This window comes from Sorangium sp. So ce296, assembly GCF_051529605.1.
In the GTDB taxonomy this organism is placed as follows: Bacteria; Myxococcota_A; Polyangia; order Polyangiales; family Polyangiaceae; genus Sorangium; species Sorangium cellulosum_D.
The window spans coordinates 2873718-2900567 of record NZ_CP150325.1 but is presented as its reverse complement, the minus strand read 5'-3'; the positions used below and the strand labels follow the sequence as shown (position 1 = coordinate 2900567).

Below are 26850 nucleotides of genomic sequence, written 5' to 3'. Positions count from 1 at the left end.
CAACGACCTGCCCATGGCTCGAAGGGGCCGCGTTCACTCGGCGGCCTGCGGGCTCGCCCTGCGCACGATCACGACGCGCGTCGCGGGACAGTTCGATTGCGTCCCGCGGTGGCTCGGGCGCGGGTGAACGGCGCGCGAGGTGGCGCGGCAGCGACCCCAGTATGGACGAATTGCTGCTTGGACGCGCGATTGCAGCTGTTCGTATTGTGGCCTATCGGCGACGCTGGTAGCTGTGTGGCCTCCAGCGAGGCGATGATCGCGCTGGACGGGAGGGCTGCGTGGCTGGGCTCAAAAGCGGTCGGTCGTGGTGGAGCGCTGGGCTGATGTGCGTCGTCGCCTCAGCGCTGGCGGTCAGTAGCTGCGCGATGGACACCAAGGAAACGGTGTCGGCCTCGCAGCAGCAGGCGGTGGTCAGTCTGAGTTTGACCTTTCCCGCCGGCGTGAATAGGCTGGATGGCGTGCTCAACGCCTCCGGATCCGTCACCGTCGGCGATCGAGCTCAAGTGCTCGACAATGCCTCGCAGCCGGGCCTGGTGAGCTGCTCGGGCAGCTCGACGTGCTTCGTAGGCGTAGAGGCGTCCGTCGGCTCGATCATCAGCGTCGGGCCCGTCTGGCTGAGGAGTCGAGCGATGGCCGGCGACGCCATCTCGGCGACCAGCATCACCAAGGACGGCGGCGCCACGATTCGCGGCATCGAGGCGCCTCACGCCACCCTCACCCCGACGACGAGCTTCTCTTTCAGCGTGGACTTCCCCGCCTCGGTCGCGGCTCCCGTCTCGATCGAGCCGAACGCCAGCGATACCCTCGAGCCGGGTCACTACTCGACGGTCACCGTCAAGCGCGCCGCTACCCTGAACTTGAGCAGCGGCGACTACACGTTCCGCACCCTCGACATCCAGGACGAGGGCGTCGTCTACGTCGCCGACGGCGCGAAGCTGTCGGTGCGCGATGAGCTGCATCTGAAGGGTAACGCGTGGAGCTCTTCGGGACCGCCGCCGGTTCTGCCGGGTACCCCGCCGGTGTGGAACCTCGTGTACGCCGGGACGCTCGATGTCGGCATCAATTCGGCGTTTCAGGGGACGCTCATCGCGCCGCGCGCGAAGCTCGTCTTGGCCGCAAAAGATCACACCGGCTGGTTCTATGCGAAGGACATCGACGTGCAGGCGGGGGCGACGGTGCGCGCGCGGCCCGGCACGCAAGTCTGCATTCCGTCGCACGGATGCGCCACGATTGCGCAGCCACCGGCCGGCGTGCGCCTCGCCTTGCCGGACCCCTTGACGACGACCGCACCGGCCCCCGTGGGCGCGGTGCCGTGGCGCTTCGACGTCACACCGACCGGCATGGCGGCGTACACGGTTCCTATCGAGGTGCCGCTGGGCCCAGGCGGCGTCGCGCCGACCATCTCCCTGAGCTACGCCAGCGTGCAGTCGGTGGGCCTCGCCGGAATGGGGTGGTCCCTCGCCGGCTTGTCGGCGATCGCGCGCTGCCCGAAGAGCTCCGGAACAGATGGCTTTCCTGCCGGCATTTCGGACACTCCGGACGACCGGCTCTGCATCGACGGCCAGCCGCTGATCGCTCACGAGGGAGGCTATCGCACCGAGCTCGAGAGCTTCCGTCGCATCACGCCCGTCGGCAGCCTCCAGGTGCCCAGCGGATTCTTGGTGGAGCAGCGAGACGGAAAGAAGCTCGAATACGGCGGCAGCGGCGCCACGGATTCGCACGATGGCGTCATCCGCGCCTGGATGCTACGGCGCGTGATGGACCACAGCGGCAACGCCATGACGGTGCGGTATCAGAGAGGCTGTGCCGACGGCGCGTGCTCGGATGCACCTCTGATCCCGGAGCGGATCGACTTCGGCGAGCACGTGAACCCGGACGTGGCCGGAGATCGCAGCGTTCGCTTCAGCTATGAGGATCGCCCGGATGCGCGTCAAGCCTGGCAGCGCGGCGCGCTCCGCACCTTGACGGCGCGGCTGACCCGTATCGCCACCTACGTGGGCAACAGCGAGCAGCGCTCGTACGAGCTGAGCTACGAGCCCGACGTCACGATCAGCAGGCTGGATTCGCTGCAGCAATGCGCGCTCGGGTCGTGCATGCCGGCGACCTCGTTCAACTACGACCGCAGTGAGGGTTTCAACGTCGCCCGGCCCGCGAACGAGGTGTCACCCCCGGAGTGGTTCGGTAATGGTGTCACGAGCGGCGCGCGGGGCCGGACGCTGGTGCTCGACTTCGACGGGGATGGATTCGACGACCTGCTTTATCCAGATATCGGCGGCGAGCATCCCGACGGCAATCCTTCGTTCTCCTACTTCGTGGCTCGCTCGGCCGGCGCCATAGCGGACTTTGTGGGACCGCGCTTCGAGGCGCCGTTCAATACGCAGCTGTCGGCGGACGGGGTCGACATAGGGGGCGTGCCCATGAACTGCATCTCCTCGGCGAACGTGTTCGACTACAATGGGGACGGTCGAGACGACCTCGTCGACGAGTGCCCGCGGGCGTCTTTCGGCTTCCGGGTGCAGATCTCCAACGGCAACGGGTTCGACGCCGAGCCGCTGCCCTTGCCCAAGGACGGTTACTTCGGAGAACGCGTCTACACCGCCGATCTGACAGGGGATGGCCACGTCGACCTCATTCACTGTGCGTACGAGGATGGCGGCACGGTTGCTGACCCGCTCTTTCGCTACGATCTCTACGAGAGCCTCGGCCCGGGCCAGGGCTTCAATGCTCCGCGCGAGCTCGCTGGCCACGGTCCAGGCTGCGAATACACGCCGTTGTTCATCGACGTCGATGGCGACGGGGTGGTCAACATCGTCCAGCGCTCGCGCGATCCGTATCGCGACTGGTGGCTCGGGCTGCCCGTCGACTGGGAGGTCGACTACCGCGCGCTCTTCATCGACCCCGACGGGCACGCCTGGAGCGGCATCGGCCTAGAGGTGCCGGAGATCCCCATCGATAACGACGGCACGCCGCAGGGCTTGATCGCGGAGGAAGACTATCGCTTCGAGGAGTACCTTTCAGACGGTCACATGGTGCTGTCGCTGTACGCGAACGCCTGGCAGCTGAAGAGCCTCGACTTCAACGGCGACGGGCTGGTCGACCTCTTGAATTATCGCGGCGACCTTCCCACGGAACAGCGCATGACGCTGTTCGTCAACACCGGCGACGGGTTCCGCCGCGAAGGCACGATGCTGCCGAGCGACGCGCCCTACATCTCTCGCTTCGCCTTTTACCGCTCGGTCCCCGTCGACCACGATGGCGACGGACGGTACGATCTGCTGGTTCCGACGGGGCCGTCGAGCAACGGCACCAACCTCGCCTGGTACGTGCTGCGGGCCTCGGGGACATCGGCCGCGTTCGAAGTGCAGCCCGCGACCGGGCCAATCAGCGAGTTCACGCTTTTCGACGAGTCGGCGCCTATCCAGGCGGATGTCGACGGAGACGGTGGCTTGGATCTCGTCATGATGGACGCGCGAGCGCCGTACGGCTTGCAGGTGGCGCACAACCTCTCGTCGCGAGCCAATCTGATGCTCACGGCCCGCGACGGCCTCGGCAAGGGCGTGCAGATTCAGTACAGCCCATGGTCGTCGGAGCAGGTCGGCTTCCGGACGTACAATCCGACGGGCTGCTCGGCGGCGACACGGCAAACGGTGCAGTGCGTGCGCCGGGTGGGCCCAGTCGTCAGCAACTACTCAGAGACCATCCGCGATCTGCCGCCGGACGCGCCGGGCGGCGACACGCGCGTCAACCTGAGGCACACGTTCGAGTACGCCGGGGCGCGGCGGGGCTTACATGGACGCGGCTGGCTGGGCTTCGAGCTCCGGAAGCGCGTGACTTACGATGACGACGCGAGGGTCCAGGTCGACGCCTGGAGCTACGACAACAGCACGTACTTCGAGGAAGTGCCCGGCTCGGCCGTGGGCCGCGTTTATCCCTTCTCCGGGCTGGAAACGTCGCACATTCAGACGTTCCCTCGGCTTCGCGAGCGACAGGTCGCTCGGCTGTCCGCGGATTGGCAGCTGAAGCTCTCGGACGCCGGGCTGCCGTTCGCTCACTTGGCGACATCGCGTACGACGGTCTCCGAGTCCAGGCCCGTGCCGCTTGAGGGGAGGACCGTGCTCTCCGAGCTCAACGAATCCTTCCAGACGGACAGCTACGGCAACCCGACGCGTCATCAGTGGACCGTGGGCGCTGGGGAAGACTCGGCGGAGACGCGCACCATCGTCCGAACCTTCAACCCCACCGCCGCTCAGCGCGCGTCGTGGCTGATTTCGCTGGTCCGTCGCGTAGAGGCAACCAGCGCGACGGCGGAGTCCGGCATCACCCGGATCTCCACGTTCGACTACGACGACGCGGGCCGGCTCAGGGAAACGACGCGCGAGCCGGACGACGCTTACTACCGGCTCGTAACGACCGTGGTGGCGCGGCATGCGCGCACAGGCCACGTGCAAGAGGTGCGCGAGGCGGACGCGCAGGGGCAACAACGCACCCGTCGCGTGGTCTACGACGCCCGCGGCCAGTACCCCGTCAGCCATTTCGACGCCAAGGGCTTCGAGAGCCGTGTGCTCCACGATCCCGCGACCGGCAAGCTGCTGCTCGCCGCCGATCCGAACAGCGTCGTCACTCGCTGGGGCTACGATGGGTTCGGGCGAGAGGTCACGGCGGAGTCACCCAGCGCCACCACCACGACCACCTACGCGAACCTCGGCTCCCTCGGTCGCGAGCGCATCGGTGTGGTGCGCCACACGACCGGCGGCGCGCACATCGAGACCTTCCTCGACGGCTTTTCGCGCCCTGTTCGGCGCATCACCAAGGGGCTCCGCGGCACCGACGTGATCGAGCGCATGGCGTACGACGCCTTCGGTCGGCTGCGCCAGCGCGATCGCCCGCACGTCAGCGGCGATACGTCTCAAGGCAGCCTGCTCTACGAGTACGACGACCTGGGCCGTCTGACCTACGAGGAGCGCGGAAACGGTGGGAAATATCGCTTCGAGTACCTGCCGTTCTCGGATTTGCCCAGCGTCGCGCTCGACGCGCGGGCGCGGCGCGAGGCGGCAGAGGTGGTGCGACTCACGGATCCGGCTCAGCGCGAGAGCTGGGAGGTCATGGGCGTTCGCGGAGCGCCCGCCGCGACGCTCGATGCCGCAGGAACCCTGACGCAGTTCTTCTACGGACCCTTCGGCGACCCTATCGGGACGCGCGACGGCAAGGGGAATACCACGATCGTTCAGCCAGATCGCTATGGGCGAACGGCCATGCGTCAGGACCCGGACAGCGGCGAGCATCGCTTCACCTACTTCGCGTTCGGCGAGCTGCGCACGCACACGGACGCGAGCGGCGACACGCAGACCTCGAGCTACGACGCGCTCGGCAGGCGCACCGTGGTGGTCGACGGCGACGGCACCCTCAATCGCTGGATCTACGACACGGGCGTCAACGCGGCGCGCCGCGTGACGCGCACGGAGCGCGTGGGCGAGGCTTCCGTCGAGTTCGGTTATGAGCCCCTGTCGCAGATCAGGAACCGCGGTCTCTTGAGCACCGTCACTCAGACGGCAGCAGGCGAGTCCCTCTCGTCTCGGGTCGAGTACGACGAGTTTGGGCGGAGCTCCAAGACCCACTATCCAGCCGCCGCGGGCGGCGAGCTCGTCGTCGGTCATGATTACGACGACTACGGCAACGTGGTCAGCGTCTTCGACGACGACACCGACGAGCCGTTCTGGGAGCTGCAGGAGGCGAATCAGGGCTATCGGATCGGCAGCGAGCGCTTCGGGAACGGCGTCGTCACGACGACGCGCTACACCGACGGCCTCGGGCTCGTGCTCAGCATCGAGAGCGCGCGCGGCGGCGAGCCGCTGCAGCGCCTGGAGCACCGCTACAACACGAACGGCAGCCTGAAGGTCCGGCTCGACGAGCTGCATTCGTCGCGCGACGAGTACTACTCGTACGACGCCCTCGATCGGCTGACGCGCGTCTCGCTCGCGATCCCGAGCTCCGACGTCCCCAGCGACTTTGCTCCGGGTGCCACCCGCTCGGAGATCGACTACGACGAGCTGGGGAACATCACCGCGAAGACCGGGATCGGCGAGTACAGCTACGCCGGCCCGCGGCCGCACGCGGTGACCGGCGCGGGCGACAACCAATACGACTACGACGCGAATGGCCGGCAGGAGCACCGCGCGGGCCCCGACGTGTTCGGAGGGGTGCAGGAGCTGACCTACAATGCGTTCGGCCTGCCCAGCTCGGCGCGCGTCGGTCAAGGAGGCGGCCAGACGCTCGTGGAGTTCGACTACGACGTCACGGGCGCGCGCGTCCGGGAGCTCAGTCCGACGCACGTGCGGCTCCAGCTGGCGAGCCTCTTCCAGCGGGTAACCAGCAACGCCGGCGCGACCGAGCACCGGCACCGCATCTGGGGGCCGCACCGAGAGGTGGCTCAGGTGGTGGTGCGCGAGGAAGGCGGTGAGGTGTCGCGGAGCACCGTGTACCTGCACGCCGACGCGCTCGGCACGACGGAAGTGCTGACGGACGAGGGAGGCGGGGTGATTCACCGCCAGGCGACGGACGCCTTCGGCAAAGGTGAGGAGCCGGTGGGGGGCGGCAGCGGCGTCCTCACGAGCTTCACGGGGCATCAACACGACCTCGAGCTCGGCGTCGTCGACATGCGCGGCCGGCTCTACGACGCCAGCGTCGGTCGCTTCTTGACGCCCGACCCGATCATCCAGGCGCCGTTCTACAGCCAGGGCCTGAACGCCTACAGCTACGTCTTCAACAGCCCCACGAACTTCATCGACCCGCTGGGCTTGCAGGCGCAGTCGGCGGGGTCTCGAGTGTGCTCGGAGGTGTGGGGCGCCGGCCTCGACAGCAGCGGAAAGCCGTATAAAGTGACCGTGGAGATCGGCGGCTGCGCACCGCCGCCGCAATCGGCACCTCAGAGCGCGCCGACGAAGGCGGCCCCGGCGACCGGCACGGAGGCGGCTCTCGCCGGTGCCGCGGGGCTCGGGGTCGGGTTGGGGGTCGGCATCGGCGCCAGCTACGCGACGGGTGCGTTTGCTTCGCTCGCCTGCGGCCCCGGCGCCCCGCTGTGCGCCGGTGCCGTCACGCTCGGTATCACGCTTTCGCTCGCCGGCGCCGCCATCTACAGCCTCTGGAACGGCGGCGCCGAAGAGATCGCGGGCTCCGCGAGTCGCCTCGCGAGCGGCGAAGGCACCGTCGACGACTACTTCCTCGGTGGCTCGCTCGTGGGCGGCCTCGCCTCGGGCCCCCTCGCGCCTAGATTCAACGCGTCAGGCGCGAATCCCGGCCTTCGCCTCCGCCAGCTGTTCACCGGCAGCGCAGCAGAGGGTGTAGGTGGCGGCTCCGGTCCCTGGGTGCCGAGCGTAGTGCGGCGAGGTGGTGCCGTCGCGCAATCGCATCCGGGTTCGTGTGGCTCTGCGTGCGCCGAGATGCTGTCCGGCGGAGCGCGGACGCAGGCGCAGGTACTGAGCGAAATCGGTGAGTGGGCGAGCGCTGCAGATGTTGCTGGGAGCTTGGGCCCTGGCTGGAGGGCGGGTTACTTCGGTAGTGGCGCTGACGCACTAACAGTTGCGGGAAGAGGCCCAATGGGTGGGGTGCTCTGGGCGCCGGGAGCTCGTGCCGGCCACATGGTTGTCATCGAACCCGGCCCTGCCGGTTTCGTCGTTAGGGATCCATTGCCCGGCGTCAACTACACGGTCGGAGCGAGCTGGATCGAGCAATGGGTGGCGGGAGGTGTCTGGAGATGAGCGCCGTGCTTCGTTCGATCATCTGGGTGCAAGCGCACGAGTACGAGCTGACCTTCGATGTCGGCGGCACCAAGCGCATGTGCACGTGTACCGTCCTCGCGCAAGACGGAGTCCGATTCGTACAAGCCGTCCCGGACTTCTTGTCGACACTGGGGATCTCACCTCGCTCAGTGGCTGCAGCAGTCCTGGCGTTCGATCTGGTGAATGTGCCCGGCACGTGACTCTCAGTCGGCCTCCGGCGACTCAGCTTCGTGCTCGGGTGCGTGAGCGTGTGGACCGCGGCGTTCACCGCCCGTGCACCTTGCCCAGAACGGGACCGGCAGCACCATGAGCACAACTTGGTACGAAGTGTGGGCGAATGACGGGCTGGATGTTCCCTACATCCTGATTCTAAGGCCAACGGATCGCGGCCTTGAGATTCTGGAACCAGCGCAAGGTAATCGCAGGGTGTTCTCGACAGAGAAATTTGACGAAGCGAAATACTGGCTCGGTGAGGACGAGTTCGTCTTCGTGGCGCGAAAAGAAATCGACGAACCATGACGGCACCGGTGGCATGGCGAGCCTCTTTCAGCGGGTAACCAGCAACGCCGGCGCGACCGAGCACCGGCACCGCATCTGGGGGCCGCACCGAGAGGTGGCTCAGGTGGTGGTGCGCGAGGAAGGCGGCGAGGTGTCGCGGAGCACCGTGTACCTGCACGCCGACGCGCTCGGCACGACGGAAGTGCTGACGGACGAGGGCGGCGAGGTGATCCACCGCCAGGCGACGGACGCCTTCGGCAAAGGTGAGGAGCCGGTGGGGGGCGGCAGCGGCGTCCTCACGAGCTTCACGGGGCATCAACACGACCTCGAGCTCGGCGTCGTCGACATGCGCGGCCGGCTCTACGACGCCAGCGTCGGTCGCTTCTTGACGCCCGACCCGGTCATCCAGGCGCCGTTCTACAGCCAGGGCCTGAACGCCTACAGCTACGTCTTCAACAGCCCCACGAACTTCATCGACCCGCTGGGCTTGCAGGCGCAGTCGGCGGGGTCTCGAGTGTGCTCGGAGGTGTGGGGCGCCGGCCTCGACAGCAGCGGAAAGCCGTATAAAGTGACCGTGGAGATCGGCGGCTGCGCACCGCCGCCGCAATCGGCACCTCAGAGCGCGCCGACGAAGGCGGCCCCGGCGACCGGCACGGAGGCGGCTCTCGCCGGTGCCGCGGGGCTCGGGGTCGGGTTGGGGGTCGGCATCGGCGCCAGCTACGCGACGGGTGCGTTTGCTTCGCTCGCCTGCGGCCCCGGCGCCCCGCTGTGCGCCGGTGCCGTCACGCTCGGTATCACGCTTTCGCTCGCCGGCGCCGCCATCTACAGCCTCTGGAACGGCGGCGCCGAAGAGATCGCGGGCTCCGCGAGTCGCCTCGCGAGCGGCGAAGGCACCGTCGACGACTACTTCCTCGGTGGCTCGCTCGTGGGCGGCCTCGCCTCGGGCCCCCTCGCGCCCAGATTCAACGCGTCAGGCGCGAATCCCGGCCTTCGCCTCCGCCAGCTGTTCACCGGCAGCGCTGGAGAGGGAGCGGCGTTGAAGTGTCCTGGATGCAGCATCTGCTTTGCCCCGGGAACTGAGGTTGTGATGGCAGACGGATCGACGAAGGCCATCGAGGATGTTGCCGTGGGCGATCTTGTGCTCAGCGATGACCCGACCGACGAAGCCCCTCCCGAGGCACAGGAAGTCGAAGAGCTGCATCGCACTTCGACGCACCGGCTATTCCACATTCACGTTGGCAGCGAAGATGGCGGAGAGGTGCTCTCAACGGGGCGCCATCCGTTCTGGACTCAGAGAGGGTGGGTTGCAGCCGAAGACCTCGATGCGTCGGATTTGCTTCTGGACTCGGCAGGCAAGCTGACTGCTATCCGGAGCATCAGCGTCGAGTCGCGGGAAACGCCTACGTTCAACTTGAGCGTGAAGAAGCACCATACGTACTTCGTTGTCGCCGGAATGACTCCCCTGCTGGTCCACAACGTAGACCCGTGGGATGTGCTCTATACACAGCCGACCTACGGTGCGACCTTCGCGGAGGGGCCCCACGCTGGTCGAAGTCTCATCCAAGTTGCAGCCGAGGCGCGGGCACTTGGGAGATTGCCCGACGGCCTCACACTGAACGCAACGAGGATGGCGGACGGCCGGTGGGCGACGTTAAACAACCGCACTCTGGCGGTGGCGCGGATGGCGAATCTGCCGAACGTAAACCCTGTCGATGCTGGCGATAAGGGCTTCAATATATTTCAACGTCTTCTGCGGGACGGAGGCCTGAGCGGTCCTGTCGAGGATGCCGTGATGAGGTGCAGGTAGCCATGAAGAAGGCAGTGAAGACGAGCGGCGTGATCACATTTCCGGCAGTCGGACCGCAACGCCTTGTAGGTTCGCTGGCATGCTGTATTGACGAGGATGGTATTGGTTGGATCCAGATAAGCTTTTTTGACGAGGAAGAATATCTCAGGGTCGACGAGCAGGATAGCCGAATGTGTCTCACGATCCGTCGCGAACTGATGGAGACGATCCTCGGAGCGCTCAGCATCCTCTTTGCGGCAAATCTGTGGATGCGGCCAGCCGGCCAGTATCCCGCTTTGAGCGAAACGGCTCGACACTTTACTGTCGAAACAACGGTTGCACGACGGGGGCAGCCGGGTCTGGTCCGATGCTTCTGGGGAGCGGGGGCGGACGGCATCGAGCAATCATGCATTGATGGTCAGGTGAATCTTCGCTTTCGAGAGGATACGGCGCAAGAATTGGCAAGTGAGTTGGCTCGCGAATTGGGTCGCATCGCTGCGGCGGTAGATGTGTGATGCAAGTTCGCAAATCGGACCTTGTGTGTTCCGTCGGGACTGCTGTCGTGAGGTGCAAATAGCATGGAACGCTGGGGTAGCTCTTATCTCCTGCACGACACTAGTCCCATCAAGCTCATCGGAGGGATTGGGGCAACCGGCGATGACCACGGAGGTGGACAGATCCGGCTCTCGTTCGCCGACACCCCGGGTGTGCTGGCGGCCAACGTTAGGGACAGCCTCCACGAGCTGACGATCAAGCGAGAGGTGGCTGTTCAACTGATGTCTCTGCTCCACGTGTTGGTTCTTCAGAACAAGATTCTTCGCTCTGAAGACCCTGCTCTTCCGGTCTGTGTTGGTGCGAAGGGAGGTTTCTCGGTGGTGGGAGGGGATCCTCCTCCCTTCATCTGTGCGTGGGAGACAGGAGCGACCTGGATTCAATATCACTCACCTCCGGACTCTGAAGGCCAGGCCGAGCTGGTGATTAGCGAAGTGGCGGCGGTACAGCTCCTCTCCGCTTTAGCGGAGAGGATGGCGAGAATCGGGACAAGCCGCGGCTTGTCCCGTTGAAACTCAGGGAGCGGTGGCTCAGGTGGTGGTGCGCGAGGAAGGCGGTGAGGCGTCGCGGAGCACCGTGTACCTGCACGCCGGCGGGCTCGGCACGACCGAAGTGCTGACGGAGGTGAGCGCCGTGCTTCGTTCGATCATCTGGGTGCAAGCGCACGAGTACGAGCTGACCTTCGATGTCGGCGGCGCCACGCTCACGTGCACGTGTACCGTCCTCGCGCAAGACGGAGTCCGATTACTACAAGCGGTCCCGGACTTCTTGTCGACACTGGGGGTCTCACCTCGCTGAGTGGCTGCAGCAGTCCTGGCGATCGATCTAGTGAGTGCGCCCGGCACGTGACTCTCAGTCGTCCTTCGGCGACTCAGCTTCGCGCTAGGGTGCGTGAGCGTGTTGACGACGGCGTTTACCGCCCGTGCACCTCGGCGTGTTCCCGGGCCGGCAGGCGCCCGGGCTTGCCCCCACGTGGATACCACGCGCACAGACGATCTTCGCGACAAGCCGTCCCACCCGACACCACGAGCGCATATCACGCCCACGAGCGTTCAGTGGGCTTTCAGCCAGTCCATGCTCGCGCCCATCAGCTGCCTGGAGATGTTGTAGATCGAGTCGGTGTCATAATTCCGGTAGTAGCATTCCGTGTTCATGATCAGGGCGAGGTGCAGCGAATACAAGCAACACCTTTGTTCCTCCTCGCGGGTGAAGGAGGTCTTGCCGTAGCCGCGCATGCTGTGGGTGATGCCATCGCTGAAGAGCGACCGGAACTGGGACTCCATCAAGGGATCGGCCCACAGCGCCCTCTCGAAGTCGATGATGCCGGTGACCCTGCCGTCCTTGACGAACAGGTTGAGGTCCCAGGCGTCCCAGTGGACCAGGCGCGGCGTGGTGATCTCCTCCAGCGCGGAGGCGTGCTTGAGGACGGCGGCGCGGATCTCGTCGTAGCCGTAGTCGTACGCCACGTTCTTCTTCGCGCCGTCGTCGAGCACCGATTCCATGATCTCGAGGAACGCCTCTCTCCATGTGCTCGCGCGCAGGTCCGGGTTCCCGTCATAACCGAAATAGGTGCCGGTGAAGCCGTTGATCTCCCGGATGATCTCGCCGATGTGCCGATCGATGGACGCCTGCGCTTCGGGGGGCAGGCTCGGCCTCACGTGCTCGAGGTTGTCCCCGGCGACCTTCTCCATGAAGAAATAGTCCGAGTCGCACAGAGCGCGGGCGTCGTCGTAGACGTAGACCTCGGGCACCGGAATGGCCGGGTTCTGCCGGACCAGGCGCATGGCGGCGACCTCGGTGGCCATGAGGTTCTTCTCGTACGACAGGACTTCCGCGTCTCTCGGAGGCGCGATCTTGAGGATGACCTCCCGGCCGTCGGCGAGCCGGACGTCGTAAGCCGCGTTGAACCAGCCTTCCTTCAGCTCGCGCACGGCATCCTCGCCGCTCGCGAGCGCCGCGCCCCCAAAGGCCCTGGCGGCCATGGCCGCGATCTGCGGGCGTGTCTTCGTGTTCTTGGTCTTGCTCTCCACGGCTTTCCCTGGGTCGTCGACGGCCGGTGTGATCGGCGCAACAGCGTCCGTCGTGCTGGACTTGGGCCGCTGTCGGGGCGCGGCCGGGAGTGTACCAGGGCACGGAGCAGGGGGACCGGCTCTTTGCGGCACCCCATGGGTGCTGCGCGTGCGCGCCCGTCGCCGGGAGGGGCTCCCGGACCCAGCCTTGTCGATGGGGCCGGCGGCGGCGGGCGCGTGCCGAGCGGCAGCGGCTCCCGACCGGCCGCGCGACCTACCGCTTCCGCGGCGGCAAGCGCCCTGTGCGGGCGCGGATCACGCCGCCGGAGGGAACGCGGGCGTGGGCGCAGGCCTACGGGACCGTGGAGCGACGGCGCTGCCAATTGACTTGGGATCGCCGCAGCAAGTATCTCAGAGTGCGTGCGTCGCTTGATCTCCTGGCTGCTACCATGTGCTCTCGGGATGTCCGTCGCCGGTGTCGGGAATGCGGCGAGCGCGGACGAGCCCTACGCCGATCCGGACGTGCGCGCGGCGTCGATGACGGCGGGGCTGCTGCGCCGCGCCAGGCAGGCGCAGGCGGCCGGGCGGCAGGTGGCGGCCGCGGCGACCTACGAGCGGGCGCTGGAGGCCGCGCAGGGGGCGTGGACGACCGACGCGGAGCGGGCGACGATCGCCGGTGAGCTCGGGCTCGTCGAGCTCTCGCTGGGGCGGCATCGGGACGCGGCGAGCCACCTGGCGCAGTGCCTCCAGCACCGGGGCGTGATCAGCGGGTGGCTCCGCGGCCAGGTCGACGATGGCCTGCAGCGCGCCGCGAAGCGCGTGGCGACGGTCTACGTGACGACCAATCCGCCGGGCGCCGAGGTCCTGATCGACGAGCAGGCGCTCTACCCGCCGGAGCCGGTCCACGAGGTGTTCGTGGAGCCGGGGCAGCACACCGCGCGGGCGCGGCTCGAGGGGCACGAGGAGGCGGTGAGCTCGTTCTTCGCCGAGGCTGGCCTGACGCACCCGATCGCCCTCAAGCTGCGGCGCCTTCCGGAGCGCGTCGCGCGCGCGCCGGAGGCGGCCCCTGGTGCGCCGCTTTCGGCGGCTCCGGCTGGGGCTCCGGCGGGGTCGACCTTCCCGCTGACGGAGCTGCGCATCGGCGGGGTGGCGCTCACGACGGCGACGGTGGCGGCCGGCACGGTCTTCCTCCTGCGGTCTGGCGTCCTCCGCGACGACCTCGCCGCGCAGGAGGCCGCGCTCCGCGGCGGGGGAGGGGACCCGTCCGCGTGCGGGGGGGCGGACGCGCCGCTGGCCTGCTCCGAGCTCCGCGACACGGCCGAGGCGCGGGACCTGTTCCGCGAGCTCGGGGTGGGGACGCTGGTGGCGGGCGGTGTCTTCGCGGCCGTGACGGCGGCCGCGTTCCTCACGGATCTGTCGTACCTGGCGCGCGAGCCGGCCCGCCAGGGCGTCCGTGTCGTGCCGGTGATGACGGCAGAGCGGGCGGGGGTCTTCCTTCAGGGCACGTGGTGACAAAGGACGTCCTCTTCAAGCGACGCTGGCCCGCTGCGCGCCGGAGGAGCATTGCAGGGTACGGAGCTCTGTATCGGTGATTGCGCGGTTGGCAGGCGACGTTCCACGTCGAACCCTCGGAGGTTGCCCCTCGGCGCTCCCCCCGGCCCCCTCAGCCCTCACGCCCCGCCGCGCTTGCCGTCCAGCCGCGCCAGCACCGCCCGCGGCGACATCGTCGCCCGGTAGACGTAGATCTCCCCCGCCTCGTCCTCCCCCAGCACCTCCTCGCTCACGCGGAGCTGCTTGCCGACCGCGAGCAGGATCCTCGCGGGAAACCCCTTCCGGATCAGCTCGACGCGCCGCCACACCGCGTCTCGGCTCCAGAAGCCGAACGCCTCCAGGTACACCTCCTCGCCGGTCTCCGCGTTCAGGAACACGAGGTCCGGGACGCACACCACCTCTCCGGGCAGCGCGAACAGCCGCTCGTTCGGCGACACGGTCCAGGGCGATCCGAGCTTTTTGAACCCCTCGCAGAACGCGTCCAGCTCCGGCGTCGTGTCCGCGAGCTCGCGCCCGTGGAACACGAGCCCGTCCGACGGGCCCATCTCGACGGCCAGCGGCTCCTTGTCGCGCCCCCAGCGCAGCTCGGCGCGCAGCCGGAACGAGGCGCACGAGAGCACCGACGGCAGGAACATCGCGAGCCGCAGGCCGTAACGCTGCACCGCATCGAACAGGCTGAACGGGCCGTCGAGCACGATCGTGTAGCCGGAGACCGGATCGCCCTGGACCACGTGGATCAGCCCGTGAAACCGCGCCGCGCGGAAGATCCGCCGGTACCGCGGGGCGCTCTCGCCCTCGACGCGGATCGTCACCTGCGTCGCCTTCAGCAGGATCGACTGTGCCAGCGACAGGTTGTACCGGTCGAGCAGGATCTCCGGCGCGTCCGCGGCCGCGCGCCGGAGGATCTCGGCGCCGCGCAGGTCGGCGTAGAGGCCCGCCTCGATCGCGGCGGGCGTCGTGCCGAGCCGGGCGGCCACCTCGTCGAGCACCGCGGCGCGATCGAAGCGGGCGCGGACGTCGAGGGCGCGGTGCGCCGCCGCCGCGGCCAGGAACAGCTCCCGCCGGAGCGCCTCGGGGTCGACGCCCTCCTGCACCTCGTACTCGCAGCCGTCCTCGAGCACCTTCCGCAGGCCGAGCGCGGCGACGCGATCCCGCGCGGGCACCTCGACGGCGTCGAGCGCGGCCTCGACGTCGTCGCGGCGCTCGCCGACGCGCTGGGACAGGATCTCGATGTACGCGCGCGCGACCGGGAGCAGCCGCTCGGCGGCGGCCCCGCGGAGGTACTGCGGGACGAGCAGCCCGCCGCGGCGGCGGACGCGGACGAGATCACTGGTAAGCAACGTGCTCCCGGCGCTTGTCGCTCACCCGCTGCTCGCTCGTGCCGAGGGCCACGAGCTCGTAGAGGATCGCCGTCTTGTTCTCGCTCCGCCGCAGGATGCGGCCGAGCCGCTGGACGTGCTCCCGCACCGAGCCGCTGCCCGACAGGACGATCGCGACGTTCGCCTCGGGCACGTTGACCCCCTCGTTCAGCACCTTCGACGTGACCACCGCCGACAGCGCGCCGCGGTTGAACGCCTCGAGGATGGCGCTGCGCTCCTTCACCTTCGTCTGGTGCGTGATCGCCGGCAGCAGGAACTGCCGCGAGATCTGGTAGACCGTGGCGTTGTCCTCGGTGAAGACCAGCGTGCGATCGGCGCGGTGGGCGTGGAGCAGCCGCGCGAGCACGTCGATCTTGCCGGGCGCGCAGAGGGCGAGGCTCCGCTGGCGGCGGTACGCCTCGAAGGCGCGGCGGCCGGCGTCGGACTGCGAGCTCAGCAGGATGAACTGCCCCCACCCCTCGGGCATGCGGATGCCGTTCGCCCGCAGGAAGCCGATGTACACGGCGCGCGCCGCCTCGTACGCGGCGCGCTCGTCCTCCGAGAGCGGGACGTCGAGCCGGACGACGTCGTAGGCCGCGAGGTACTGCCCGGAGAGCTCGGTGATCTCCCGGCGGAAGACGATGGGACCGATGAGGTCGTCGTAGCCCCGGCCGTCCGCGCGCTCCGGCGTCGCGGTGAGGCCGAGCCGGAAGGGCGCGAGGCACATCTTCGCGGCGAGCGCGTACGACGGGCTCGGCAGGTGGTGGCACTCGTCGAAGATCACGAGGCCGAAGCGGGCGCCGAGCCGGTCCATGTGGGCGTGCGCCGAGTCGTAGGTGGTCACCGTCAGGTCGAGGACGTCGTGGTAACCGCCGCCGAGCAGGCCGATCGGGACGCCGAACGCGGCGGAGAGGCCGTCGTACCACTGGTTCAGGAGATCGAGCGTCGGGACGACCACGAGGGTGCTGCGCTGGCGCGCGGCGATCGCGAGCGTCGCGACGAACGTCTTGCCCGCGCCCGTCGGGAGCACGACGACGCCCCGGCTGCGCCGCCCGGCCCACGCCTCGAGCGCCTCGCGCTGGTACGGGAAGGGGTCGTGCTTGGCGAGCGGCTCGAGCGGCAGCGCCTCGTACTTGCGGGCGGCGTCGGTGAAGGCGACCCCGCGGGCGCGGAGCCGGAGGACGAGCTCGGCGTAGTCGATGGCCGGCACCCGATAGACGCGCTCGCGCGCGTCCCAGCGGCAGGACGCGGGCAGGCACGCGGGGTCGAGCGGCGCGGCCTCCGCGGCCGAGCCCGGCGCCCCGTCGCCGCCCGGCGCCTCCGCCGGGAGGGCGCTGCCGTCGATCTCGCCGGCCGGCGCCAGCGCGGGGCGCGGCGCGACCCCCTCGATGCGGAGGGTGCCGCCCTGGAAGCTCAGGACGATCGGCGCTGTGCGGACCGGCTCGGTCATCGGCGCCCTCTTTTGCCGCGGGCGGGGCCGCGTGCCAAGCCCGGAGAGCGGCGATCAGGCCAGCTCGGTCGGCATGATGGAGGCGCCGCGGATCGGCGCGCGGTAGCGGACCCACACGAGCGGGGACTCGTGCAGCGTGATCGTGAGGGTGGTGCCGGCGTTCAGCGGGAGCCTGCGGCCGAGCTCGCGGTGGATGTAGCGCGCGATGAGCTCCGGGGTCGAGCGCTTGCCGTCGAACGCCGGGTGCTCGTCGAGGTTGCGGTAGTCGATCTCGGCGAGCACGCTGCGCAGGTTGTCCCGCAGCACGCTCGTCTCGACCACCTGGCCGAGCGGCGACAGCTCCTCCCGGTCCACCTCCACGCTGACGGTGTAGGTCGCGCCGTGCAGGCGCTGCGCAGGGCCGAACTGCTCCCCTTTGAGGCTGTGGGCCACCATGATGTGATCGCGGACGCCGACCGTGTACATGGTCGCACTATACCCGTCGTTCCGGCGTCGGAGGGAGATCCCAATCGCCTGCCGCGGCGCGCGGGAGTAAGGTGCGGACGGGTGCCCGCTCCGGCCGCCGCGTCGGCAGGCGGGTTCGTGCGGGACGCAGTGACCGGTCGACCGTTGCGAGGGAGGATCGCCGATGAACAGCGAAGCGAGCGTGCTGGCCCCTGGGTTCCTCATCGCGTCGCCGCCCCTGGGCGATCCGAACTTCGACAAGACGGTCGTGCTGCTGGCGGTCCACAGCGACAGCGGGGCGCTGGGGTTCGTGGTGAACCGGCCGGCGCCGATGACGCTCGGCGAGCTCCTGTCGTTCGCCGGCTACGGCAACGAGCTGAAGGACCCGGCGCCGGTCTACCTCGGCGGGCCGGTCCAGCCGAGCTCGGGGTGGATCCTGTGCCTCGATCCGGCGCTCGGGGCCGAGGAGACGGGCGTGATCCCGGTGGGCTCCCGGGTGCGGGTCACGTCGTCCCGGAGCGCGTTCGACACGCTCGCGGCCGACGCGGTGCGCGGCGCGGCCTCGGCGGACCCGCGGAGGAGGACGGTGCTCCTCGGCTACAGCGGGTGGGGGCCCGGGCAGCTCGAGCGGGAGATCGCCGCGGGCGCGTGGCTGCCGGTGCCGCTCGACGAGCGGATCCTGTTCGACGTGGCCGCGGAGCAGCGCTGGGAGCAGGCGTATGCGCTGCTCGGGCTGCGCCCGATCGAGGTGCTGTCGATGCGCAGCATCGGAGAGGCGTGAACGCGGGCGGCCGGAAGGCTCCTCCTGATTGACTCGGCCCCGGCGCGCACGAACCTTCCCGGTCGCGTCCCGCCCCCGGGGAGGGCGCCGCGCGGGCCTTCACCTCCGCAGCGGCCGGCCCATCGATGCAGAGAGCACACGCCACGAGAGGAGCCATCATGGAGATCAACATCGGAATCGACGCCAAGACCCGCGAGCAGATCGGCGCTGGGCTCGGCCGTGTCCTGGCCGACACGTACACGCTCTACCTGAAGACGCACAACTTCCACTGGAACGTCACGGGTCCCATGTTCCAGACGCTGCACCTCATGTTCGAGCAGCAGTACAACGAGCTGGCGCTCGCGGTGGACCTCGTCGCCGAGCGCATCCGGGCGCTGGGCCTGCCCGCGCCGGGGACCTACAAGCAGTTCGCGGCGCTCTCCTCCATCAAGGAGGAGGACGGCGTCCCCAAGGCGACCGACATGATCAGGCGCCTCGTCGAGGGCCACGAGACCGTGGCGCGCACCGCGCGCGAGCTCTTCCCGGTGGCCGAGCAGGCCAACGATCAGCCCACCTGCGATCTGCTCACCCAGCGGCTGCAGGTCCACGAAAAGACCGCGTGGATGCTGCGCAGCCTGCTGGAGTAGCCCCCGGCCGCCCGGGCTCGGCCGCCGTCGGGGCGGGGCCGGGCTCCCGGGGCCGCCCCGGGCCGTGCGTCCGGCTCAGCGCCGCTGGGGGACGAGGAACCCCTCGCCGTCGACGGCCACCGCGCGCTGCTTCAGGAGGCGGCCCACGGCGCGCTTGAACGCCTTCTTGCTCAGGCCGAAGATCGCCCGGATCTCGTCCGGGCTCGAGCGGTCGCCGACCCGCGGCGCGCCCGGGCGGGCGAGCCGCGCGAGGATCGTCTGGGCGTCGCTCTCGAGCTCCTCGTGGGCGTGGCCGCGCAGCGAGAGCTCGACCTTGCCGTCGGACAGCACGCTCGTCACGCGGAACCGCGCCGCCTCGCCGCGCGCGAGCGCGTGCGGCTCGTCCGCGGGGACCAGGCCGACGAAGCTGCGCTCGAGGATGACGAACAGCCCGAGCCCCGGCTCGTTGCGCCACGCCTCGCCGTCGACCCACTCGTCCAGATCGAACTCCCCCTTGTCGCGCAGCATCTCGCTGACGCGCATCGTCCCCGCGAGGCGGCCGGTCCTGTCCACGATGAGGCCCACCGGGTGCCGCTGCCCGACCCGCAGCTCGCGCGTCTGCTCCGCGTGCGGGACGAGCAGCTCCTTCGGCAGGCCCCAGTCGACGAACGCGCCGAAGCGCGCCACGTCGGTTACCTCGAGGAACGCGACCTCGCCGAGCGCGACCTTCGGGCGGCGCGCGGTCGCGATCGGGCGATCCTCCGAGTCGAGGTGGACGAAGACCTCGAGCTCGTCTCCCTCCTGCGCCCCCTCGGGCACCTCGCCGCCTGGCAGGAGGAGCACCGGCGCGTTCGGGCGCAGGTCGCCCGGGTCGGGCGAGAGGAACGCGCCGGGCGGGCCGAACCGCCGTATCGGCAGGGTGACCACGCGCCCGAGGAGATCGTCGTACGGCATCGGCGCGCAGTCTTGCACAGGCCGGGCGGCGCGTCGCCAGGGAGGCGAGCGGCTCGGACTCCCGATCTCCGGCGCTCCCGAGCTCGATCCCGCGCCAGCGCGGCGCCTCGACCGGCGGCAGGGAGATTGATACGACAGCCGCTGATGCCCAGGGTCCTCCACCGGCTCGCAACCGCGGGCCGCGCGCTGGGCCCGCTCTCCGGGGCGATCCTCCGGCGCCAGGTCTGGTGGCGCCACGACGAGCACGCGCACATCGAGTTCGCGCTCGAGGCCGGGGCCCCGCGCTGAGCGAGGCAATCGATTGGGCGAGAGAGCAATGGGCGGCACCGCGACAGGGCCCGGAGCGGCCGCGCTGCTCGCGGCGCCCGGAGGGCCCCGCGCTGCGGCGCGCCCCGCTTGGCATCGGCCCTCGCCCGCCCCACGCAGGGCTGGCAGCCCGGGAGACCGAGCATCATGCCGGTGCGCGGGCCGGGCTGCGCGCGCCGCTCCTTGCCGATCGGCCGCGCTCCTGCGAGCCAGCCCGGCCCCTGCGAGCCGATCCCCGCGGAACCCCCTCCATGACAGACAGCTCCGGATACCGCATGTACGTGTTCCGCAGCGGCCGCCGCGACGTCCCCGGGCCGCGGCTCGTCGCCGAGCTCGCGGACGACCTCCGGGCGCTCGCCGCCGGCGCCGATCGCGATCGCGGCATCGTGCTCCGCGCCTTGATCCGCGCCGGCGAGCTCGAATCGATCCTCGCCGATACCGGCGCGGTCAGCGCCCCCCTGCTGGCGCGGCTCACGGACGAGCTCGCCGCCATGCTCGTCGGCGGCGACGGCGCGGGCGCGTTCGCGATCCCGGACGATCCGACGTCGAACCACGGACAGCCAGACGCCTGTCCACCGACGGCCAGCCGCCTGACCACGCCCGAGGCCCTCGCGGCGCTCGCGGCGATCGACGTCCCCGCGACGGTCCCGACCTCGCCGCCCGAAGGCTTCTCCTTTTACGCGCTCCACCCGCTCGATTTCGCCCGGCTCGCCGAGCGGCTCGCGTTCCCGCCGGCGCCGGTCCGGGTCGTCGGGATCCGCAGCATCGGCACCACCCTGAGCGCGGTGACGGCCGCGGCCCTGCGCCGGCGGGGGCTCCGGGCCGGCCGCATCACCGTGCGCCCGTCCGGGCACCCCTACGATCGCCGCGTCGAGCTCGGCGCGCGGGAGCTCGCCTGGGTCGAGGACGGCATCGCCGAGGGGGCGCAGTTCTGGGTCGCCGACGAGGGGCCGGGCTTCAGCGGATCGTCGTTCCTCTCCACCGGCGACGCCCTGGTCGGCGCCGGCGTCCCGCGCGGCAACATCGTTTTCCTCGGCTCCAGCGCCGCGGACCCCGACGCCCTCGTCGCGCCCGACGGCGCCCGTCGCTGGCGATCGTTCCGCGCCGAGCGCGTCGTGGGCGGGAAACACGTCCCGGCCGATGCTGGCGAGTTCATCGGCGGCGGGACCTGGCGTCGCCGCTTGTATGAGGACGAATCGCGCTGGCCGCCCTCCTGGACGTCCATGGAGCGCCTCAAATACCTTTCCCGCGACGGCAGCCGAATTCTCAAGTTTGAGGGCATGGGCCGCTACGGGGCCGAGTGCCTGGAGCGCGCCCGCGGCGTCGCTCAAGCCGGCTTCGGTCCGGCGCCGCGCGACGAGGGCGAGGGCTTCCTCTCGTATCCATGGCTCCCGGGCCGGCCGCTCGAGCCCGGTCACCTCTCCGCCGCCGTGCTGGAGCGCCTCGCCGATTACTGCGCCTTCCGCGCCTCGGCCTTTCCCGTCCCGACCCCCACGACCGACGAGCTCATTACGATGGCGCGTACCAATTTCTCAGCGGACATGGGAAATGAGCTCCCGGCGGAGCTCCACCTGGAGATCGCCCGTCCCGTGCTCGTGGATGGTAAGATGGATCCTCACGAGTGGCTCGGGTCGGCGCCAGGCGAGCTCTTCAAGGTGGATGCGGCCGGGCACGGCGATGATCACTTCCTCCCCGGCCCCACGGACATCGCCTGGGATCTCGCCGGGGCCATCGTCGAGTGGCGGATGGCGCCCGACGCCCGCCGCGCCTTCCTCGATCGCTACCGGCGCCGCTCGGGCGACGACCCCGAGCGGCGTTTGCCCGCGTATCTGCTGGCCTACGCGCTCCTGCGCCTGGGATATGCCGCGATGGCCGCCGCGTCGCTCCCGGACCAGGGCGAGGCGCGGCGCCTGGCCGCGGCGCGGCATCGCTATCGCTCTGCCCTGCTCGAGCGCCTCGCCCCCGCGGCCTCGCGGTGCGCGCTCGGGTAGCGCCGCTGGGCTGGATCCGGAGTACACGTCACGCGCTCACTTCTTTCCTGACACGGCTGTACGGAATTTCCGCGATGGTGCACAGGCCGATGCGGAGATAGGTTCACGGCGCCGTATCCATGATTCGTCCGCGGCAGCCCTCGCGCGGAAGCTGGATCGAGCTCGACGCCCGTCGCTGACCGAAGAACGCAAGCTCATGCTCAAGCGCCTGATCCTCATTGCCGGCTCCTCTTCGAGCAGCGATGAACCGTCGGCCCGCGGGACACCGCTGCTCTCCCCCGCCGACAAGGCGGCGCTCTCCCGGGAGTTTCCCGGCGTGGAGATCGACGCGCCCTGTCCGCCCGGGAACGCGCCCCACGCCGCCGTCGACGCCCGCGCGTGGCGCGCCTCGCAGCTCGATCTGTGGGCGCTCGACACGCACCTGCACGCGCTCGACGCCCGCGGCCTCTTCGACCTCCGGCTCCAGGGGCTCGAGCGCGAGGGCGCGGCGCGCACCGCCTACGAGGTCCTCACCCGCTGCCAGCGCTTCCTCCGGAGGAGGAATGTCGCCTCCGCGACCGCGGTCTTCGCCCGGGTCCTCGGGCGGCACCGGGAGCTTTACGATCTCGACAGGCCGCTTGTCAGGGCCGACTACGATCATGCGATCGACGTCTGGCAATGGATGCTCCGGCTCGACCCGCGCGCGTCCGTCGCCGCGCAGGCGGCGGCGCTGTTCCACGACGTGGAGCGGCTCGTCTCCGAGGCGAACGTCCGGATCGAGCACCGCGCCGCGGACTACCAGGCCTTCAAGGACGAGCACGCGCGGCGCGGGGCGGCCCTCGCGGGCGCCGCGCTCGCCGGGGTCGGGCTCCCGCCCGAGGTCCTCGATCGGGTCGGCGCGCTGGTGGCGTCGCACGAGCGGCCGGGGGACGACGCCGAGCTCGCGCTGCTCAACGACGCCGACGCGCTCTCGTTCTTCTCGCTGAACAGCGCCGGGTTCCTCGATTACTACGGGCCCGAGCACACCCGCGCCAAGGTGGCGTACACGCTCCGCCGCCTCCGGCCGGAGGCGAGGGCGCTCGTGCCGCGCGTCCGCTGCCGCCCCGAGGTGGAGGCGATGATCCTCGGCGAGCCGAGGCGCACATCGGCGCCGGCCCCGGCGGAGACACAGGCCTAGAGGGGAGGTCCGGTTCGCGATGAGGCTCGTCATCTTCGGTCTGACGATCAGCTCGTCCTGGGGCAACGGCCACGCCACGCTGTGGCGCGGGGTGATCAACGCCCTCGGGCGGGCCGGGCACCGCGTCACCTTCTTCGAGCGCGACGTGCCCTATTACGCCTCGCACCGGGATCTGTGCTCGCTGGCGCACGGCAACGAGCTCCGGCTCTACAGCTCGTTCGACGACCTCCTCCCCGAGGCCCGGCGCGCCGTCCGGGAGGCCGACGCGGCGATGGTGACCTCGTATTGCCCGGACGCCGGCCCCGCGACCGAGGTGGTCCTCGAGTCGCGCGGCCTCAAGGTCTTCTACGACCTCGACACGCCGGTGACGCTGGATCGGCTGAACGCCGGCCAGCCGGTCGGCTACATCGGCCCGCGGGGCCTCGTCGATTTCGATTGCGCGCTCAGCTACACGGGCGGCGCGGCGCTCGACGCGCTCCAGGCGAAGCTCGGCGCCCGGCGGGTGTTCCCGCTCTACGGCAGCGCCGACCCCGAGGTGCACCGCCCGGTCGCGCCGCGGGAGGAGTTCCGGGGGGACCTCTCGTACCTCGGCACGTACGCCGCCGACCGGCAGGAGGCGCTGTCCGCCCTGTTCCTCGAGCCGGCGAAGCGGCTGCCGCACAGGCGGTTCGTCATCGGCGGCTCGCTCTATCCCGAGGATTTCCCGTGGGCGGAGAACCTCTATTACATGCGCCACGTGGCGCCGCCGGATCACCCGGCGTTCTACTGCTCCTCGCCGATGACGCTCAACATCACCCGCGGGGCGATGGCGGCGATGGGGTACTGTCCTTCCGGGCGGCTCTTCGAGGCGGCCGCGTGCGGGACGCCGATCCTGAGCGACAGCTGGGAGGGGCTCGACCGGTTCTTCGCGCCGGGGGAGGAGATCCTCGTGGCGAGGACCGCGGACGAGGCCGTCGCGGCGCTCTCGCTGTCGGCGGCCGAGGTCGCGGCCGTCGCCCGCGCGGCGCGCGAGCGGGTGCTCGCGGAGCACACCGCGGCGCGGCGCGCGGCGGAGCTCGTGGCGATCCTCGAGTCGGTCTCGGCGCGATGAAAGGAGGCAAAGGGCGATGTGGGGAGTGATTCCGGCGGCGGGCCTGGGGAGCAGGATCCAGCCGCTCGCGTTCTCGAAGGAGCTGCTCCCGGTGGGGACGCGCCGGGACGGCGACGTGGAGCGGCCGCGCGCGGTCAGCGAGTACCTCATCGACCGGATGATCCTCGCCGGCGCGACCCGGATCTGCATGGTGATCTCGCCTGGCAAGTCGGATATCGTCGAGTATTACGGCGCGAGCGTCGGCCCGGCGCACATCTGTTATGTGGTGCAGCCGGTGGCCGCGGGGCTCTGCGACGCCATCTTCCGGTCGCTCCCGTGGATCCAGCCGGAGGAGGAGGTCCTCGTGGGGCTGCCCGACACGGTGTGGTTCCCGGAGCACGGGCTCCGCGCGCTCGACGGCGGGGGCCTCTCGTTCCTGCTCTTTCCGGTCGATCACCCGGAGCTCTTCGACGCGGTCGTCACCGACGAGAAGGGCAGGGTGCTCGAGATCCAGGTCAAGCAGCGGGACGCGCGCTCGCAGTGGGTCTGGGGCGCCTTCAAGCTCACGGGGGCGGTGATGCGCGAGCTCCACGATCTCTGGTGCGAGCGCGGGCAGACGGACCCGTACATCGGGACGCTGGTGAACGAGTACCTCGCGCGCGGCGGCAGCGCGCGGGCGGTGCGGGCTGGCGAGGCGTACGTCGACGTGGGGACGCTGCATGGCTACCGCGAGGCCATCCAGCTCCTCAGCGGCGCGGCCGTGTGAACGGAGGAGCGATGGATCGGAGCGTGGAGAGCGTGAGGAGCGTGCCGAATGTGCAGAACGTGGATGACACGAGGAAGCTGACCCGGGAGCAGATCCAGGAGCGCGTGCGCGGGCTCGGGCAGTGGTTCCACAACATCGATCTCGGCGGGGTGAAGACGGCGCCGGATCATTTCCTCGGCGATTACCCCACATTCAAGTGGAAGGGCTTCGCCCACGCGATCCCGGAGGATCTCACGGGCAAGACGGTCCTCGACATCGGCTGCAACGCGGGCTTCTACGCGCTCGAGATGAAGCGGCGCGGGGCGGCGCGGGTGCTCGGGATCGACAGCGACGACGATTACCTGGCGCAGGCGCGCTTCGCCGCGGAGGTCTCCGGCGCGGACATCGAGTTCCGGAACCTCTCCGTGTACGACGTCGGCAGCCTCGGCGAGCGCTTCGACCTCGTGCTCTTCATGGGCGTCCTGTACCACCTCCGCCACCCGCTGCTCGCGCTGGATCTGCTGCACGAGCACGTGGTCGGGCACACGCTGGTCTTCCAGAGCATGCAGCGCGGGAGCGCCGAGGTGACGCCGCTGGAGGGGGACTATCCGTTCTCGGAGAAGCGGATCTTCGACGAGGCGGGCTATCCTCGGCTCCACTTCGTGGAGCACAGCTATTCGCAGGACCCGACCAACTGGTGGGTGCCCAACCGGGCGTGCGCGGAGGCGATGCTGCGGAGCGCCGGCTTCGAGATCGTGAACCACCCCGAGCCCGAGGTCTACATCTGCCGCCGCCGCGAGCGGGCGGACGGCGTGCCCGGCGCGGTCTACCCGGCCAGGCGAGCCGGCGCGAATGGAGAACAGGCATGATCGAAGCGGTGATGCTCTGGAACGAGCCCAACAACAAGTCGCACTGGGATTTCGAGATCGATCCCGAGTGGACGACGTACGGCGCGCTGGTGAAGCTCGCCGCGGACGCGATCCGGAGCGAGCGCCCCGAGCTGCCGCGCGTGCTGGGCGGCATCTCGCCGATCGATCCTGCGTTCATCGCCAACATGGGCCGGCAGGGCGTGCTCGATCACGTCGATGTCGTCGCGGTGCACGGCTTCCCGCTCGACTGGAACCACTGGCAGATCCACGAGTGGCCGAGCAAGCTCGACGAGATCCGCGCGGTGACCGACAAGCCGCTCTGGATCACCGAGATCGGCGTCTCCACGTTCGGCGCCGAGGAGGTGCAGGAGTTCGGCCTCAAGCGGAGCGCCGAGCTGCTCCGCGGCAAGGTCGATCGGGTCCACTGGTACAGCCTCTACGATCTGCCGCGCGCGTGGCCGGCGACGACGCGGCACCGCGAGGCCGAGGGCTCGTCGTACTACCGCCATTTCTACATGGGCCTGCTCCGCGAGGACGGGACGCCCAAGCGCGCGCTGCGGCTCTTCCCGGAATGCACGCCGGATTTCGGCGTGTGCCAGTGGTTCCACTTCGAGGACCACCGGCTGGACGACGCGGTGGCGTGGTTGAAGAAGCTCGGGGTGCGCCATCTCCGCACCGGCCTGAGCTGGGCCGACAGCTTCCGCCCTGGCGCGGAGGCCTGGTTCGACCGGCAGATGCGGGCGATCGAGGCGTTCGATGTGACGCTGACCTACTGCTTCACCCCGGAGCACGCCGGGGTCCGGCCGCACCACACGAGCCCCCCGCAGCGGCTCGAGGAGTTCGCGGAGTTCTGCGCCCGCATGACGCGGCGTTATGTGGGGTAGGCGGCGGCTGTCCGGCTGTCGGGGCGACGTCTCTCTGCGCGGATGCGGCCTGTCCTGAACGCGCCGT

General features: G+C 69.7%; 22 protein-coding genes. 17 read left to right on the top strand and 5 right to left on the bottom strand.

The genetic code is table 11. From position 1 onward, the window contains the following. Positions 1-365: 365 nt before the first annotated feature. The 7 genes from WME98_RS11015 to WME98_RS10985 all read left to right on the top strand — a co-directional run bounded on the left by WME98_RS11015 (position 366) and on the right by WME98_RS10985 (position 11409). Positions 366-7754, top strand: coding sequence for an RHS repeat-associated core domain-containing protein (locus WME98_RS11015; protein WP_437951299.1), 7389 nt, complete (start codon positions 366-368; stop codon positions 7752-7754). After that, complete coding sequence (locus WME98_RS11010; RefSeq protein WP_437951298.1) at positions 7751-7975, top strand: hypothetical protein; 225 nt, start codon at positions 7751-7753, stop codon at positions 7973-7975. The genes WME98_RS11015 and WME98_RS11010 overlap by 4 nt, the downstream gene beginning before the upstream one ends. Before the next feature lie 106 nt (positions 7976-8081). Further along, positions 8082-8294, top strand: coding sequence for a hypothetical protein (locus WME98_RS11005; RefSeq protein ID WP_437951297.1), 213 nt, complete (start codon positions 8082-8084; stop codon positions 8292-8294). Positions 8295-8307: 13 nt separating this feature from the next. Then, positions 8308-10080 (top strand): polymorphic toxin-type HINT domain-containing protein, encoded by a 1773-nt coding sequence (locus WME98_RS11000; RefSeq protein WP_437951296.1) that lies wholly within the window; start codon positions 8308-8310, stop codon positions 10078-10080. Positions 10081-10082: 2 nt separating this feature from the next. Next, positions 10083-10574: a hypothetical protein gene (locus tag WME98_RS10995; protein WP_437951295.1), complete on the top strand. Its 492-nt coding sequence runs from the start codon at positions 10083-10085 to the stop codon at positions 10572-10574. 63 nt (positions 10575-10637) lie between these two features. Next, on the top strand, positions 10638-11123 hold the full coding sequence (locus WME98_RS10990; RefSeq protein WP_437951294.1) for a hypothetical protein: 486 nt from the start codon (positions 10638-10640) through the stop codon (positions 11121-11123). A gap of 13 nt (positions 11124-11136) precedes the next feature. Further along, positions 11137-11409: a hypothetical protein gene (locus tag WME98_RS10985; protein WP_437951293.1), complete on the top strand. Its 273-nt coding sequence runs from the start codon at positions 11137-11139 to the stop codon at positions 11407-11409. A 254-nt stretch (positions 11410-11663) separates the two neighbouring features. On the opposite strand, the gene WME98_RS10980 is transcribed toward WME98_RS10985, so the two are convergent. Then, positions 11664-12641, bottom strand: coding sequence for a phosphotransferase family protein (locus WME98_RS10980; RefSeq protein ID WP_437951292.1), 978 nt, complete (start codon positions 12639-12641; stop codon positions 11664-11666). A gap of 441 nt (positions 12642-13082) precedes the next feature. Here WME98_RS10980 and WME98_RS10975 point away from each other — a divergent pair, with 441 nt between their 5' ends. Next, positions 13083-14132, top strand: coding sequence for a PEGA domain-containing protein (locus WME98_RS10975; RefSeq protein WP_437951291.1), 1050 nt, complete (start codon positions 13083-13085; stop codon positions 14130-14132). Between the two features lie 158 nt (positions 14133-14290). On the opposite strand, the gene WME98_RS10970 is transcribed toward WME98_RS10975, so the two are convergent. Genes WME98_RS10970 through WME98_RS10960 form a run of 3 tightly spaced genes read right to left on the bottom strand, consistent with a single transcriptional unit; the run spans position 14291 to position 17444 of the window. Further along, positions 14291-15511 (bottom strand): DUF790 family protein, encoded by a 1221-nt coding sequence (locus WME98_RS10970; RefSeq protein ID WP_437951290.1) that lies wholly within the window; start codon positions 15509-15511, stop codon positions 14291-14293. Then, positions 15498-16979: a DEAD/DEAH box helicase gene (locus WME98_RS10965; RefSeq protein ID WP_437951289.1), complete on the bottom strand. Its 1482-nt coding sequence runs from the start codon at positions 16977-16979 to the stop codon at positions 15498-15500. The genes WME98_RS10970 and WME98_RS10965 overlap by 14 nt, the downstream gene beginning before the upstream one ends. 54 nt (positions 16980-17033) lie before the next feature. Continuing rightward, positions 17034-17444 carry a 6-pyruvoyl trahydropterin synthase family protein gene (locus WME98_RS10960; RefSeq protein WP_061629189.1) on the bottom strand — a complete coding sequence of 137 codons (411 nt, stop codon included), beginning with the start codon at positions 17442-17444 and terminating at the stop codon, positions 17034-17036. 163 nt (positions 17445-17607) lie between these two features. Between WME98_RS10960 and WME98_RS10955 the strand changes: the two genes are divergently transcribed. After that, positions 17608-18204 carry a YqgE/AlgH family protein gene (locus WME98_RS10955; protein ID WP_061629188.1) on the top strand — a complete coding sequence of 199 codons (597 nt, stop codon included), beginning with the start codon at positions 17608-17610 and terminating at the stop codon, positions 18202-18204. Between the two features lie 158 nt (positions 18205-18362). After that, positions 18363-18830 (top strand): Dps family protein, encoded by a 468-nt coding sequence (locus tag WME98_RS10950; protein ID WP_129578973.1) that lies wholly within the window; start codon positions 18363-18365, stop codon positions 18828-18830. A 75-nt stretch (positions 18831-18905) separates the two neighbouring features. Here the strand turns inward: WME98_RS10950 and WME98_RS10945 are convergent, their stop codons facing one another. Further along, a complete protein-coding gene (locus WME98_RS10945; RefSeq protein ID WP_437333321.1) occupies positions 18906-19763 on the bottom strand; it encodes a CvfB family protein in 858 nt (285 codons plus the stop codon). 144 nt (positions 19764-19907) lie between these two features. Here WME98_RS10945 and WME98_RS10940 point away from each other — a divergent pair, with 144 nt between their 5' ends. The 7 genes from WME98_RS10940 to WME98_RS10910 all read left to right on the top strand — a co-directional run bounded on the left by WME98_RS10940 (position 19908) and on the right by WME98_RS10910 (position 26783). Continuing rightward, positions 19908-20051: a hypothetical protein gene (locus WME98_RS10940; RefSeq protein ID WP_437951288.1), complete on the top strand. Its 144-nt coding sequence runs from the start codon at positions 19908-19910 to the stop codon at positions 20049-20051. Between the two features lie 269 nt (positions 20052-20320). Then, positions 20321-22060 (top strand): hypothetical protein, encoded by a 1740-nt coding sequence (locus WME98_RS10935; protein WP_437951287.1) that lies wholly within the window; start codon positions 20321-20323, stop codon positions 22058-22060. Between the two features lie 196 nt (positions 22061-22256). Next, on the top strand, positions 22257-23216 hold the full coding sequence (locus tag WME98_RS10930; RefSeq protein WP_437951286.1) for a DUF4202 family protein: 960 nt from the start codon (positions 22257-22259) through the stop codon (positions 23214-23216). A 19-nt stretch (positions 23217-23235) separates the two neighbouring features. Further along, positions 23236-24306 (top strand): CgeB family protein, encoded by a 1071-nt coding sequence (locus tag WME98_RS10925; RefSeq protein ID WP_437951285.1) that lies wholly within the window; start codon positions 23236-23238, stop codon positions 24304-24306. 16 nt (positions 24307-24322) lie between these two features. Next, positions 24323-25051: a sugar phosphate nucleotidyltransferase gene (locus WME98_RS10920; RefSeq protein ID WP_437951284.1), complete on the top strand. Its 729-nt coding sequence runs from the start codon at positions 24323-24325 to the stop codon at positions 25049-25051. 11 nt (positions 25052-25062) lie between these two features. Then, complete coding sequence (locus WME98_RS10915) at positions 25063-25899, top strand: TIGR04290 family methyltransferase (protein ID WP_437951283.1); 837 nt, start codon at positions 25063-25065, stop codon at positions 25897-25899. Beyond that, positions 25896-26783, top strand: coding sequence for a glycosyl hydrolase (locus WME98_RS10910; RefSeq protein ID WP_437333314.1), 888 nt, complete (start codon positions 25896-25898; stop codon positions 26781-26783). Before WME98_RS10915 ends, WME98_RS10910 begins: the two co-directional genes overlap by 4 nt. Positions 26784-26850 lie beyond the last annotated feature (67 nt).

Excerpts from the sequence above, each read along its gene's own strand:
- WME98_RS11015 (WP_437951299.1), top strand. The coding sequence starts at position 366 with ATGGACACCAAGGAAACGGTGTCGGCCTCGCAGCAGCAGGCGGTGGTC.
- WME98_RS11010 (WP_437951298.1), top strand. The coding sequence starts at position 7,751 with ATGAGCGCCGTGCTTCGTTCGATCATCTGGGTGCAAGCGCACGAGTAC.
- WME98_RS11005 (WP_437951297.1), top strand. The coding sequence starts at position 8,082 with ATGAGCACAACTTGGTACGAAGTGTGGGCGAATGACGGGCTGGATGTT.
- WME98_RS11000 (WP_437951296.1), top strand. The coding sequence starts at position 8,308 with ATGGCGAGCCTCTTTCAGCGGGTAACCAGCAACGCCGGCGCGACCGAG.
- WME98_RS10995 (WP_437951295.1), top strand. The coding sequence starts at position 10,083 with ATGAAGAAGGCAGTGAAGACGAGCGGCGTGATCACATTTCCGGCAGTC.
- WME98_RS10990 (WP_437951294.1), top strand. The coding sequence starts at position 10,638 with ATGGAACGCTGGGGTAGCTCTTATCTCCTGCACGACACTAGTCCCATC.
- WME98_RS10975 (WP_437951291.1), top strand. The coding sequence starts at position 13,083 with ATGTCCGTCGCCGGTGTCGGGAATGCGGCGAGCGCGGACGAGCCCTAC.
- WME98_RS10965 (WP_437951289.1), bottom strand. The coding sequence starts at position 16,979 with ATGACCGAGCCGGTCCGCACAGCGCCGATCGTCCTGAGCTTCCAGGGC.
- WME98_RS10960 (WP_061629189.1), bottom strand. The coding sequence starts at position 17,444 with ATGTACACGGTCGGCGTCCGCGATCACATCATGGTGGCCCACAGCCTC.
- WME98_RS10955 (WP_061629188.1), top strand. The coding sequence starts at position 17,608 with ATGAACAGCGAAGCGAGCGTGCTGGCCCCTGGGTTCCTCATCGCGTCG.
- WME98_RS10950 (WP_129578973.1), top strand. The coding sequence starts at position 18,363 with ATGGAGATCAACATCGGAATCGACGCCAAGACCCGCGAGCAGATCGGC.
- WME98_RS10945 (WP_437333321.1), bottom strand. The coding sequence starts at position 19,763 with ATGCCGTACGACGATCTCCTCGGGCGCGTGGTCACCCTGCCGATACGG.
- WME98_RS10940 (WP_437951288.1), top strand. The coding sequence starts at position 19,908 with ATGCCCAGGGTCCTCCACCGGCTCGCAACCGCGGGCCGCGCGCTGGGC.
- WME98_RS10935 (WP_437951287.1), top strand. The coding sequence starts at position 20,321 with ATGACAGACAGCTCCGGATACCGCATGTACGTGTTCCGCAGCGGCCGC.
- WME98_RS10930 (WP_437951286.1), top strand. The coding sequence starts at position 22,257 with ATGCTCAAGCGCCTGATCCTCATTGCCGGCTCCTCTTCGAGCAGCGAT.
- WME98_RS10925 (WP_437951285.1), top strand. The coding sequence starts at position 23,236 with ATGAGGCTCGTCATCTTCGGTCTGACGATCAGCTCGTCCTGGGGCAAC.
- WME98_RS10920 (WP_437951284.1), top strand. The coding sequence starts at position 24,323 with ATGTGGGGAGTGATTCCGGCGGCGGGCCTGGGGAGCAGGATCCAGCCG.
- WME98_RS10915 (WP_437951283.1), top strand. The coding sequence starts at position 25,063 with ATGGATCGGAGCGTGGAGAGCGTGAGGAGCGTGCCGAATGTGCAGAAC.
- WME98_RS10910 (WP_437333314.1), top strand. The coding sequence starts at position 25,896 with ATGATCGAAGCGGTGATGCTCTGGAACGAGCCCAACAACAAGTCGCAC.